Annotated in this window: 16 protein-coding genes and 1 pseudogene; 4 read left to right on the top strand and 13 right to left on the bottom strand. The window is 66.1% G+C overall.

Annotated features, from left to right (window positions below; genetic code table 11):
• The first annotated feature begins 152 nt into the window (after positions 1–152).
• Positions 153–677 carry a hypothetical protein gene (locus ACFYWX_RS47615; RefSeq protein ID WP_389431793.1) on the top strand — a complete coding sequence of 175 codons (525 nt, stop codon included), beginning with the start codon at positions 153–155 and terminating at the stop codon, positions 675–677.
• 95 nt (positions 678–772) lie between these two features.
• Here ACFYWX_RS47615 and ACFYWX_RS47610 read toward each other — a convergent pair whose 3' ends face one another.
• Complete coding sequence (locus ACFYWX_RS47610) at positions 773–1042, bottom strand: integrase (RefSeq protein WP_389431792.1); 270 nt, start codon at positions 1040–1042, stop codon at positions 773–775.
• 165 nt (positions 1043–1207) lie between these two features.
• On the opposite strand from ACFYWX_RS47610, the gene ACFYWX_RS47605 reads away from it, so the two are divergent.
• Complete coding sequence (locus ACFYWX_RS47605; protein ID WP_389431791.1) at positions 1208–1636, top strand: hypothetical protein; 429 nt, start codon at positions 1208–1210, stop codon at positions 1634–1636.
• A 349-nt stretch (positions 1637–1985) separates the two neighbouring features.
• Here the strand turns inward: ACFYWX_RS47605 and ACFYWX_RS47600 are convergent, their stop codons facing one another.
• Positions 1986–2735 (bottom strand): transposase family protein, encoded by a 750-nt coding sequence (locus ACFYWX_RS47600; RefSeq protein ID WP_389431790.1) that lies wholly within the window; start codon positions 2733–2735, stop codon positions 1986–1988.
• 190 nt (positions 2736–2925) lie between these two features.
• Positions 2926–3417 carry a hypothetical protein gene (locus tag ACFYWX_RS47595; RefSeq protein WP_389431789.1) on the bottom strand — a complete coding sequence of 164 codons (492 nt, stop codon included), beginning with the start codon at positions 3415–3417 and terminating at the stop codon, positions 2926–2928.
• Between the two features lie 210 nt (positions 3418–3627).
• On the opposite strand from ACFYWX_RS47595, the gene ACFYWX_RS47590 reads away from it, so the two are divergent.
• The gene (locus tag ACFYWX_RS47590; RefSeq protein WP_389431788.1) at positions 3628–4065 is read left to right on the top strand and encodes a hypothetical protein; all 438 of its coding nucleotides are present in this window, start codon (positions 3628–3630) and stop codon (positions 4063–4065) included.
• A gap of 73 nt (positions 4066–4138) precedes the next feature.
• Here ACFYWX_RS47590 and ACFYWX_RS47585 read toward each other — a convergent pair whose 3' ends face one another.
• From ACFYWX_RS47585 to ACFYWX_RS47545, 9 genes and pseudogenes are all read right to left on the bottom strand, one after another.
• Positions 4139–4597 (bottom strand): hypothetical protein, encoded by a 459-nt coding sequence (locus ACFYWX_RS47585; RefSeq protein WP_389431787.1) that lies wholly within the window; start codon positions 4595–4597, stop codon positions 4139–4141.
• Between the two features lie 82 nt (positions 4598–4679).
• Positions 4680–4865 carry a hypothetical protein gene (locus ACFYWX_RS47580; RefSeq protein ID WP_069171768.1) on the bottom strand — a complete coding sequence of 62 codons (186 nt, stop codon included), beginning with the start codon at positions 4863–4865 and terminating at the stop codon, positions 4680–4682.
• A 764-nt stretch (positions 4866–5629) separates the two neighbouring features.
• Positions 5630–6387: pseudogene (locus tag ACFYWX_RS47575) on the bottom strand (DUF6928 family protein).
• Between the two features lie 443 nt (positions 6388–6830).
• Positions 6831–7283, bottom strand: coding sequence for a hypothetical protein (locus tag ACFYWX_RS47570; protein ID WP_389431786.1), 453 nt, complete (start codon positions 7281–7283; stop codon positions 6831–6833).
• A gap of 110 nt (positions 7284–7393) precedes the next feature.
• Entirely contained in the window at positions 7394–7696 is a 303-nt protein-coding gene (locus ACFYWX_RS47565; RefSeq protein ID WP_389431785.1) for a hypothetical protein, read from the bottom strand.
• Complete coding sequence (locus ACFYWX_RS47560; RefSeq protein ID WP_389431784.1) at positions 7693–8436, bottom strand: GntR family transcriptional regulator; 744 nt, start codon at positions 8434–8436, stop codon at positions 7693–7695. Before ACFYWX_RS47560 ends, ACFYWX_RS47565 begins: the two co-directional genes overlap by 4 nt.
• The gene (locus ACFYWX_RS47555) at positions 8433–8657 is read right to left on the bottom strand and encodes a hypothetical protein (protein WP_389431783.1); all 225 of its coding nucleotides are present in this window, start codon (positions 8655–8657) and stop codon (positions 8433–8435) included. The genes ACFYWX_RS47560 and ACFYWX_RS47555 overlap by 4 nt, the downstream gene beginning before the upstream one ends.
• A 199-nt stretch (positions 8658–8856) precedes the next feature.
• On the bottom strand, positions 8857–9168 hold the full coding sequence (locus ACFYWX_RS47550) for a hypothetical protein (protein ID WP_389431782.1): 312 nt from the start codon (positions 9166–9168) through the stop codon (positions 8857–8859).
• A gap of 12 nt (positions 9169–9180) precedes the next feature.
• Entirely contained in the window at positions 9181–9459 is a 279-nt protein-coding gene (locus ACFYWX_RS47545) for a hypothetical protein (RefSeq protein ID WP_389431781.1), read from the bottom strand.
• Between the two features lie 78 nt (positions 9460–9537).
• Between ACFYWX_RS47545 and ACFYWX_RS47540 the strand changes: the two genes are divergently transcribed.
• On the top strand, positions 9538–10293 hold the full coding sequence (locus tag ACFYWX_RS47540; RefSeq protein ID WP_389431780.1) for a GntR family transcriptional regulator: 756 nt from the start codon (positions 9538–9540) through the stop codon (positions 10291–10293).
• On the opposite strand, the gene ACFYWX_RS47535 is transcribed toward ACFYWX_RS47540, so the two are convergent.
• Entirely contained in the window at positions 10283–10675 is a 393-nt protein-coding gene (locus tag ACFYWX_RS47535; RefSeq protein WP_389431779.1) for a DUF5958 family protein, read from the bottom strand. The two genes, ACFYWX_RS47540 and ACFYWX_RS47535, sit on opposite strands and share 11 nt — an antisense overlap.
• Positions 10676–11101: the final 426 nt, after the last annotated feature.

Below are 11101 nucleotides of genomic sequence, written 5' to 3'. Positions count from 1 at the left end.
GCTACGAACGCAAGGCCGAGCACTTTCTGGCCTTCACGAGCATCGCCTGCACCCTCATCTGCTACCGCAGGCTCACCAAATGAGATGTCCTCTAAAGCGGTGCTCCGCAAACGCCAGCCCCTTCCACCGGCTTCCGTCGCTACGCTCGACCCGTGAGCGAAGACGCCCGACTCATAGCGAACCACCGAGTCCACGTCGTACCTGTTGTGTTGGCTCTGGCCAATCCACCATGGCAGCGGGACGTGTGGCTTGACCCATCGGCGTTCGAAGACCTGGACCATGTCTTCCACACACTCTTCGACGACTTCTGCGACGCCGACGAGCCAGAGCGGTACCTCGGCGTCAGCCTTCGAAGTGACGAAGAGGTCGTTCTGATGAGACAGCTCGGTGCCGCGCTTAACGCCGCGGCGGCCGAGGCGCCCAACGACACCGACGCAGAGCATCTCCGGACATCTGCCTGGCCAGAGGTCGTTGCCATCGCCGGACGCCTCGCTCAGGTCATGGTCGCGAACGACCTAAAGGAACTAGCCGCGCTGCTTGACGACGCGGCCGTGCCAGACCCGTGCCAGATCGTACGGGGAACCACGGGGAACAACGGGGAACAGGCCGGCGGAGAACCAAGCTCCGAGACGGCATCGCCAGAGGTCAGACCGGCGATCTCTCCCAAACGCCCCTAGCTTCCCAAGCTCAGAGCGCGAGTTCGATTCTCGTCACCTGCTTCACAATGAAAGCCCAAGTCAGCGACTTGGGCCTGTTTGTTGTCTAGACCTGTCTAGGTGTCTCGTGCCCGCTCCGTGCCCGATGCCTGTTCATCGGCCTTGGCCGCAGCCTTCCACCGTTCAGCCTGCATCAGGGAGTCGAGCCCGGAAGCGACCTCACGTTGGCGCTCGGAGTCCGAGTGCTGATAGATGCGCGCGGCCCTATCCGTGGACTGGCCGACACCCACCACCGTGTCCTTGAGCGTCGCGCCCAATCGGGTGGTCAGGGTGTGTCCGGTGTGACGAAGATCGTAGAACCGGACATCGGTCGGCAGTCCGACCACGCTACGGGCCTTGCGCCACTCCCGGCCGAAGGTCGAACGACGGGCTTGCCCCGCTCGCCCACGAACAACAACCCGCCCGGGGTCTTCTCCGCGTACCAAGCGAGCCAGGCATGGATCAACATGAGTCGATTGAGAGTGGTGGCGCCCTCCCGTACCTTCTGGAACATGGGAGAGGGACGGGACGTCACCAACAACGTAAGTAACGGCGTGAGCGGCCATGTCAACGGGCCCGTGGTCCAGGCTGGATCCATCAACGGCAATGTGATCCTGTCTGCTACGCCGAGCCCAGAGGAGGCAGAGTTACGTGCTCGCTGGTCGGCACGCACGAAACGAATCCTGGACGCCGAAGATGCAGAACGTGCAGCACGCTACGCCCAGTCTCAGTTTCAAAGACAGAGATTCCTCAAGAAGGCGCGTCGTGGAATCTACGGGTCTGTCGTATGGATCCTTTTCGGCCTGTTCCTGGTTGTCGGTGGTCACGGATCCGGGGGCGACAGCACGCGAGTGATGTGGGCGTCGATTGGGTGGTTCGACGTGGTGATCGGTTTCGGATTCCTGGCGAAGCACTGGTTGGCTCTTCGACGCTACCGCTGAGTCCCGGATTGAGCAGCTGATCAACCGCTGTCCTTCAATACGTCTGACACTTGGCGCCACACGTGCGCAGTCGAGTGGATCACGTACCGCAGCCCGTCGCAGGAGCGGTCGTGGCACTTGATCGGCTTGTCCTCGCCGCGTGCTGTGGTCTCTTCTGGCCAGGCGTAAGCGGGCAGCTCGTCGAGGAGTCCCCGGCATGATCGATGTACGCGCAACGGCCCCGAACCGAGCGCGGTCGACACGCTGCGGATGCCGTTGAGCACCTCGTTGTTCGCAAGGGCGACGACGGAATGCCTGTCTGTCCACAATTGAGTGGAAAAGCTCGTCGCGGACGGGTCAATGAGGGTTTTCAGCGGTGCCGCTCCAGGGTGAGGACGGCCTTGGCGATTGACGTCATGCGGTTTGGGCTGCATCGGGCTCTGCGGAAGATGCGCCAGGATTTGAGGCGGGCGATTCCTCGTTCGACGGGTACGCGAGCGGCGGACAGCGCCCGGTTGACCGTCCGCTCGGTCGTGGTGAGTTCACCTTGGGGCGATCGGCGTTTGGGGGTGGTGACCCACTCGCCCGCGCCGATGTAGGCCATATCGGCGAGGACGGGGACGCCTTGGCGCTCGCAGATCTTGATGATCTTGTGGGTGCGGGCGGCGGTCAGGTCGTGTGTGCGGCCGGGCAGGGCGGGTGAGAGCCACAGCGTGCGACCGGCCGGGTCCGTGACGACCTGCACGTTCACACCGTGCCGCTTGTGCTTCGTCGAATAGTCTGCGCGTCCGTCGCCGACCCGGTCGCACTCGGCGAGCGTGCCGTCCACGAGAACGTAGTCGGGGTCTGTCTCGCGCAGGACCTTCAGCAGGCCCGGCGCCATATCGGCCAGGTGCTCGACGACGGTGGTGACGTACGCGTGGGCGGTGCCGACGGAGATACGGAAACCTGCGGCGAGCTGAGCCAGAGGGTCGTGCCGGCGCAGGTATGCCAGAGCGATCACCGGGCGCTCGGACGGCCGGAGTTTGCAGCGCCGGTCACCCTCACGGGTGACGATCAGCATCGCCACCCACTCCACGAGTGCATGCGGCAGGTCGAGTGCGGCAGGATACGGGACCAACAGGGTTCCCGAGCTGGAGAGTTGAGACCTAGACACCTCTCTCAACGGCACGGGGACCCTGTCCGTTGCTTACGGTCCCGCCGTCACCCGTCCGGGGGCCACTCTGAAAACCCTCAATAAACGTCCACTCGGGAACGACCTGCTGCTCGTCGAGCCATGACTGCGCGTCGGTCATCTGTCGGTGTGCGGCTCACGAGTTGGGGCGCCACTCGTTGGCCGCGTACAGCCGGTCGTTGGCGCCGAGGCCGTACAGGATCGCCGAGAACCGGTTCGCGGTTCCGTAGTCGATGGCGACCCAGTACCGGCGCATCGGCGGCAGTTCGTCAACGACGTGCCGCTGCTCGTCGACCATATCGCAGACCGCGCCCTCGGCGATCACCCAGATGCCTTCGATCATCCGGCGGCGCCAGAGTCCGACGCACTCGGCCCGCAGCGCGTCGATGTAGGCCGCGGAGAGGCTCGGGTTGTCGTCGAGCCGGATGTGCCACGAACGCGGGTCGACACGGTGCACAACCAGCCGGTTCCCGCCGAGCAGTGCAGCGACGTTCGCGTGCTCGTACCCGGTCACAGCGAGGTACCACTGCGTTTGCGGCGTCGGCCCGTCCGGCACGCCGGCGAGCCACTCATCGAGCTGGTACGCGCTGCAGGTTTTGATCTCCAGCAGGCTGGACGGTCGAACCACGAGCGCTTTCGAGAGGGGTTGTACGAACGGTTGCCGAGGTTCTGGGACGAAACCAGGAAAGTACGAGAGGCCAATCCTGCATAGCTGATGGGCGAGCAGGTGGCGCCAATCGTGTGCAGCGGATGGACGGCGTAGCACAGGGCGTCGACGCTGTGGTCGTCGAGTGTCAGGGGGTACGGTGGCGGCCTCAGATGCTGCAAAGGTGGTTCGATGGAAGCGGAGTTGGTAGCACTTGCTGCCGCAGGCGCTACGACATTGGTTCAGCAGATGGCTGTGGACTCCTGGGCGCAAGCTCGTGACCGGATGGTGTCGTTCTTCTCGCGTCGCGGTGGTGGTGAGGAAGACGTGATCGAGGGGGAGCTGGAGACCTCGCGCGGAGAACTGGCGGCGGCAATGGAGGCCAGCGACGGACAGACCGCCTTGGATGTCCAGGCGGAGTGGCGTACACGATTGCGGCGCACTTTGCTGGCAAATCCGGCCGCGGCTGCCGAACTGCGGTCAATCATTGATGACTTGGCGCCCCCAAAGGGTGATCAACAGGTCGCGGATGTCCATAACACGATCAGTGGGGGCGTACAGCACGGCCCAGTGATTCAGGCTGGCAACGTGGGCTCGCTGAGCTTCGGGACACCTTTCGGTCAGACCTGAGCCTGGCGGCAGTACGGGGCCCACGCCGGCGACGGCCACGGTACGCCGCTCTCCGGGAAGGCGAAGGGGGCGGTCACCAAGTGTGCTCGCGGGCATTGGCATCGGCCGCTTCGATGGTGATCTTGTGAGTCAAGCGCGTATCTTCCGCCTCATGAGCGAACAGCCGTCCATACGCAACGAGTTGAGTGGAAGCGTCGGGGGCCACGTCGTGCAGTCCGGTGCTATTCACGGCGACGTTGTGTTCACTTCGCCCGCTGCGCCGGTGGACTCGGAGGCAGTGGAGACGCAACGACGTTGGAGCGAACGTCAGCGGCGCATCCTCGATGAAGGGACCGCCAAAGAGGCGGCAGAGCAGCGCAGGTTTGAAGACTACGTCAGGGTCATTCACAGGAAGCGACGTTGGAACTTGTGGTTGCTGTTGATTGAGGGTCTGGCCGTGGCGCTGGGGTATCTGCGCGCGTTCCCCTCGGCTGCGCTCGTTGGCGCCTTGGGTATTCTGTTTGGGCTGATCTCCCTGTTCGGCTGGGTCCACTGCTCCGTGCTCTTGTGGAGGGCCCGGACGGGGCGGACTATCCCGGTTCCCCGGCATCGGTGGATGTGGTGAGCCGGTGGCGTCACTCGTGCGCATTGGAGTGCACGACGTAGCGCAGCGCGTCGGCGCTGTGATCGTCACGCTTGATCGGCTGGTCCTCGTCACGGTCGGATGCTGCGGGGTCCCATGCGTAGCCCGGTAGCTCGTCGAGCAGCCCGGTGCATGGGCGGTGGATACGCATCAGCCCGGAGTCGAGGGCGGTCGACACGGATCGGATGCCGTCGAGGACGTCGTTACGAGCCGGGGTAGTGCCGAGGTGCCCGCCATCGTCCCGCTTGATTGCGGGGCGCCGGTGGTGCTTCTAGGTTGCGTCTGGCGATGTGTCCCGTGTTGTTGCTGTGGGGCGCGTTACTGCTTCAAGGCGGCCTTGAAGATCTCGGCGACCTCGTGTTTGACGGCGTAGGCCCACAGCGGATCGATGTCGGCGATCCGCATGGAGGCGGGAAAGCCCCTAGCCATAGGTCGTCCGACCTTCCTGTTTCGGCAGCACCGGCAGGGAGCGCGGGAAGTGAGGTCGGCCGCCAAGCTTGGGCGGGGCTGGCTGCCTTGGTGCGACGCCCGTTCCAGCGCAGGACGGTTCCGGAGCCGGCTGGGAGCGCATCCTGGGCGAGGACCACCCCGACACCCTCTCCACCCGCCACAACCTCGCCCGCGCCCGCGATGCGGCGGCATCTGTACAGCAACCAGATACAGCAACCCCAGCAATCGCCCCCGACCACCAACCCCCTTCAGACACCCTCGAGCAACCAGTATGACCGTCCCCGACCGATCTCTGTAGAGCTACGGATCAGATGCTGCTCCTCCGGCAAGCACCCCCACGACGCATCAGCAGTGAGTGTCTAACTGCGTGACAACGCCGACGAACAGCGGCGGACAGCGGCGGACGTCTGTGGACTGTCGCAGCAGGTGAGAGGTACATCGGCTGGAGGTCAGACACTCGCCGCAGTTGCTTCGGGACGAAGAGGTCGTGAGCTAAACGCCGTCGTTCTCGACCAGCAGGCCGTCAGGCCCAAAGGTGTAGAAGCGGGGCGGTCCCATGGCTTCCCTAGCGCCTTGCAGTTCGGCTTCCTTCTTCGCGGGATCGGAGCCGTGTGGATCCCGTACCCGGAAGCCGTGGAGTCGGATGTGGTCCGCGTTGACGTCGTCCTCCTCGGGGCGGCCCTCCTGGACGAAGCCGCAGAGCGCTCGCAGTACGTCTTCTCCCAGTTCCAAGGGGTGGAAGGGCAGCGGATAGGGCTCTTCGTCCTCGTCTGGCCAGGGGATGACGTCGGCTGAGCGGTCTCCCGCCCAGTAGGGCAGTTCGAACGGGAACGGTTCGCCGATGTTCTCCATGACGCCGTCGTCCGGGGACAGGCTGAGGGAGCGGACGAGCTGGCCGTCTTCCCACACGGCGAACGCAAGCCAGTCGCGGCGCTGTGCATGTTGTGCAGGACGAGCCGTCGCCCGGCGCTTGCCGCCACGAGGTGCTCCGGGAGCTGTGAGGGAAGGTCGATCATCATCCCCCGATCACCGATGACCTCCACTCCCGGCCAGCAGGCCGCATACACCGTCCCCTCCGGGGGGTACACGCCGTCCGAGAGAACTGAGCCCTCGCACTCCTCGACCCCCTTGCCCGGGTAGAGCCGCCGCATCATGGTGGCAGTCCGATCACGGTCCGCCGCTCCCACTCGTCGCAGCAGCTCCGGTACGTCGCCGTCGGCGTACACCAGCAGTCCTGTCTTGGCTCCCATGGCCCCTCCCAGAGCGTTGCCCTTTATGGCAGACGCACCATAGCCACCCGCACTGACAACGGGGGCGCACCACAAGCGCACCAGATCCAGCGGGGAATCACGGTGAAAGCAACTGCTCCCAAACGAGGCCGCAACCCAGCCGTTCACCCAGGTCAGCACCCAGACCAGGCGCGAATGAACGCAGCTTCCCAAGCTAAGGACTCAGGCCTCGTCAGCATGTGCCAGCCGTCACGGCCTGCTCTTGGTCGACGGAACCGTGCGGCGTGGCTGAGGCCGGTGGGGGTGCAGCGAGACATATGGGCCCGCCTGTCCGTCGGCGCACCCGCCGTCGTGGCGGGCTGTCGTCGGTGGGCCGGGCGCGGCAGGATCTTGAGGGCTGCAATCCGCCGGGCACGATAGGGGCACCGCCGACGCTGGTGGACGGGGCCCGGGGTGGCGCGGGGTCAGCAGGCGTCGTACTTCCAGGCGCCGCCCTCAACCGTCCACGGCTGCCCCTGCTGGTCGAACTTCGGCAGGCCCTTCACCTTGTACGAGACGCGGCCCATGTCCCCTGAAACCGTCGCGTGCACGTCCGTCGCCGGATGGTCGGGGCCGTAGTCCTTCGTTGCCTGCTGCGCGGTGGCCGCGTACGTGGCCGGGTCTGCCTTGGTGCGGCAGCGCTTCGACAGGAAGGCGTACGCCCCCTTCGCGTCCCCTCCGAAGTAGAGGTTCACGTACGTGTCCGCGACGCGCTCCAGTTCGATGGCGTCGGGCGGCGTCGGGGTGGTGGTCGGCGTCTTGGCGGCCATAGTTGGGCTGCTGTTCGGGGTGTCGGCTTTGTCGTCGCTGGACGAGGAGCAGGCGGCGAGGGTGGCGAGCAGGGCGGTGGTGAGTGCGATGGTGGCGCGGGTGCGCATGTGTCCCCCATGAACGGTGTGCTGGAGGGGGCATGGTGCCACGCCGGGCATGGTTGGGGCCCCGCCCGGGGAATTCGGCGGGGCCGTGGAACCAGCCTGCGGCCGCTGTTTCAGAAGCGGTGCGGTTCGCTCACCCCCAGGAGGTGACCGCGGCTGGTGGCGACGCGGAGCACGTCCCGGAGAGTCCCGGTCAGTTCCCCGGTCAACCGTCGTAGGTCCTCCGGGTTCGCGTCCTGGTCGTCGAGGGTCGCCGAAGCGTTCTCCAACAGGACGGCCGCCGCGTCGAGTTGGTCCGCTTCGATGTTGTCGGCCAGGCGGGACATGTAGCCGCCCTTGTCATCCGTGCTCAGGTAGCAGGGCTTGCCCTCCGGGCCCGACCACGGGAGGAGGCGCAGTTCGTTCCGTGCTGTCATCCTGCCGTCTGCCTCTCGTCGGGCGTGTGGTGGGTGGTGAAAACCGCGTCGGCTCGATCCCCTGGGAAGACCAGAAGCGCCGCTTCGATCACTCGGCCGGTGGGGTCGGTCGCCACGCGCGTGATCGCCAGAACCGGCGCGGTGGAGTTGGTTCGCAGGGTCGATGATTCGTCCCGGGTCGGCGGGCGGGCGCATACCGTTTCCCGGACTGCAGCTGGCGGAGGGCCGATTACGGCGAATCTCCTGGCTGCCTCCGGGCACGGGGACGCGTCGTCGAGCACTCCGGCCGGTGCCAGGTCGCGCGGGATGTAGATACGGGCCAGTCCGTGCGGCGACTCCCCCTCGTGGCTGACGCAGAAGAACTCCGCGAGAGGGCTGCCCGTCGGCACCCTCAGCAAGGTCGTCAGGTGTCCGTCAGCCTGAACCGTGCCGGTGCGAACAGTGACGCGAAGGGCCGTTTCGGCGGCGGTCCACGGGTCCAGCGTCCCCCAGCCGCCGACGTACATGATCCGGCGGAGAGGTCGGCGGACGAAGTTGCCCTTGCCGTGGATCTTCTCGACGAGGCCTTCACTCTGGAGCACCGCGAGGGCACTCCGCAGCGTCACTGTGCTGACCTTGTGCCGGCTGGCCAAGTCGGTCTCGGACGGGAGTCGTTCGCCGGTCTTGAGGCGGCCGGTTGTGATCTGGTGCCGGAGATCGTTGGCGATCTCGTGGTGGCGAGGAGGCACGGACCGGATCACCGCCGCCTCATCATGCGCACGGCGACGAGCCGGGTTCGCGTGTGTATGGTCAGCAACTCACCCGACTCGAAAAGGATTTGCTTCGCGCCTTGGGAAAGCTGGAAGAGGTCTTGAACTCGGCAGGCGCGTCCTCCGAGTTGGATGATGTCGCCGCGTTGCACGGTGGCCGCGGTCACCTCGACGTTGGATGCCAGCGTGCCGCCGGGTGCCCATTCCCTCACCGCTGCACCTCCGAGGGTGTCGTCTGGCCGGACATTGAATGGCACGGGCAGTCGCACGCCTCATAGACCACCGGGAGGTCGACCGGCGCCGAGGCCGGGGAGGACTCGGCGCAGGCGTGGTGGGTGCCGAGCCGGCATGCGGTCGATCGGTAGGGGTCGACCGAGGCGTCCGGGATGCGGGTCTGTCGACGGGGAGGCATCAGTGGGCCCCCACCAGGGCCAACCACGCGTCGGCCGGCAGATAGGGAGCGACGACCACTTCGCGCGTTCGCATGCGCTTCTCCCAGGCCAGTACGTACGGGCGGACGAGCGCGACGTCCTCACCCCTGAGCGGTTGCCGGTGGTCCACGTTGTCAGAAGCACACCGGCGGGCGGCCGTCGCCCTGTCCGAAGACAGGGAGGAGACGGGGTCAGCCGACGGCCCGGAGGTCGTTAAGGGGCGGCGGTGCCTGCCTCTGGGGAAGTGCCGCTCTCTGGTGAGCGAGACGGCACGGCGGATACGGTTGAGCACGCTGGTCAGCTCCTAACGCTGATGGCCCGGTCCCCCGACATCGCCCGTCGCGGGGACCGCTTTGCGTACGACCGCCCAGAGGGTGCGGCCGTTCATGCTGGTGGCGAGGAGGCCGAAGCGGTCGGCTTCCGCCACCACCTCCAGGACCTCCCGCCATGACTCGGCGGAGAGCGCGTCCGGTACCTCCGCTTCCACCGACGTGTGCCGGGGGTGTTCCTCCACTCGCGTGAGAAGCCCGAGGGCGGACAGCCGGGCGGCGAGGTCCGCCGCGCTAACTCCCGAAGCGGGCACAGGGCAGCCTCCGTCACCGGCGATCACTTTGAGTAAAGCTAGTTAACTAGATTAGAGCTAGTGGACTAGATTTTCCATATGCCTGAGCAGCCGCCCTATCTCCGCATCGCCGACGAGCTCCGGCGGCGGATCGCGGAGCACGTATGGGAGCCGGGAGACCGTCTGCCCTCGCGCGCCCAGATCGGTGAAGAGTGCGGCGTGGGCGAGAACGTGGTCCGTCGGGCGCAGGAGTTGTTGATCTCCCAGGGCGTGCTGGAGGGCCGCGCCGGGTCAGGCACGTACGTTGCCGAGCCGCGGCAGCGCGTGCGGGTGGTCCGTTCCTCGGCGCGCGAACAGCCCAACGGGTCACCCTTCCGAGCGGACATGAAGGCTGTCGGCAGGCAAGGAGACTGGGAGAGCCGGACCGACGCCAAGGTGCCGGCACCAGCCGAGATCGCGTTGCGGCTGGGCATCGTCGAGAGCGAGCTATGTGTCCGCACGACGTACGAGTTCCTGGCGGACGGCAAGCCTGTTCAGTTGTCGACGAGTTGGGAGCCGTACGACCTCACGGCCGGCACTCTCGTGGTCCTGCCCGAGGGCGGGCCACACGCCGGGACGGGCGTCGTGAACCGCATGGCGGCGATCGGCATCACCGTCGGCCATGCCGTGGAACAGCCGGAGCCGAGGCAGGCGACCGCCGAGGAGGCGTCCCTACTCGGCATCCAGAAGGCCGCACTCGTCACGCACATCCGGCGGACGTACTACAGCGACGAGGGTCGGCCGGTGGAGACGGCGGACATCGTGGTGCCCGCCGCTCACTGCGAGATCGTCTACGAGATCCCGGTCAACCGCTAGCCGACCTATCTGCGTCCAGCGGCAGACCCGGCAGGTTGTGCCACGCGTGACTGCACCCCTCGGCGCAGTACAGCGTCCGCCTGCGGGTATCGGCGATGCTGAAGAGGGCGACGAGTAGGCGAAATGACTTCGTGAGTTCATAGCCCGGAAGCTGGGCCATCCCGAAGCGCCACTTCGTGAGCATCACGGCCGGCGTATGGGTGGGGCGAATGCCGGAACGTGTGATGCTCTCCGGCACGTCGTCCGCGCTAGCGCGGGCTTGTCCGCAGAACAGCACCAGTGTGTGCAAGACCTTGCGCCTGTCATCCTCCGAGAGGCCCTCGAACCACTCAACGCCCTCGGCCGTCGGCCTGAGCCCCTGCGCGAGTTCGTTCAAGATCACTTCGTGTGCGTACAGCACAGGCTTCCCCCCATGGTTCGGGCTGACAGTACGCTCACGACCACTCTGGAGCAGCTCAGTTCTACGTGTCCCGATGGCGCAACCAGCTGACGAGGCGGTAGAAGTCTTGGCCCGGGCGGTTGCGGGACCTGTCGAATGCGTGTCGAAGCCGCCGTACGTCCAAACTCAGTGTCCGAGAACGGCCAGGTCAGGCCCGCCCATCCGGTGGTCAGCTCAAGCGCCTTCTAAGCACCTGCTCCGTCGCAACAGCTCATCGCGTACGGCGCGGTCGATCCCAAACGACCTTACTGATCTAGCGCAAGGCCACCAGGTCCTTAGAGGACATCTCATTTGGTGAGCCTGCGGTAGCAGATGAGGGTGCAGGCGATGCTCGTGAAGGCCAGAAAGTGCTCGGCCTTGCGTTCGTAG

It is taken from the genome of Streptomyces sp. NPDC002888 (assembly GCF_042888465.1).
GTDB lineage: Bacteria > Actinomycetota > Actinomycetes > Streptomycetales > Streptomycetaceae > Streptomyces.
This window is presented reverse-complemented; position numbering and strand designations above follow the sequence as displayed.

Bases quoted from the DNA above. Each gene is read 5' to 3' on its own strand.
- ACFYWX_RS47540 (WP_389431780.1), top strand. From the start codon at position 9,538: ATGCCTGAGCAGCCGCCCTATCTCCGCATCGCCGACGAGCTCCGGCGG.
- ACFYWX_RS47565 (WP_389431785.1), bottom strand. From the start codon at position 7,696: ATGACAGCACGGAACGAACTGCGCCTCCTCCCGTGGTCGGGCCCGGAG.
- ACFYWX_RS47590 (WP_389431788.1), top strand. From the start codon at position 3,628: ATGGAAGCGGAGTTGGTAGCACTTGCTGCCGCAGGCGCTACGACATTG.
- ACFYWX_RS47605 (WP_389431791.1), top strand. From the start codon at position 1,208: ATGGGAGAGGGACGGGACGTCACCAACAACGTAAGTAACGGCGTGAGC.
- ACFYWX_RS47570 (WP_389431786.1), bottom strand. From the start codon at position 7,283: ATGCGCACCCGCGCCACCATCGCACTCACCACCGCCCTGCTCGCCACC.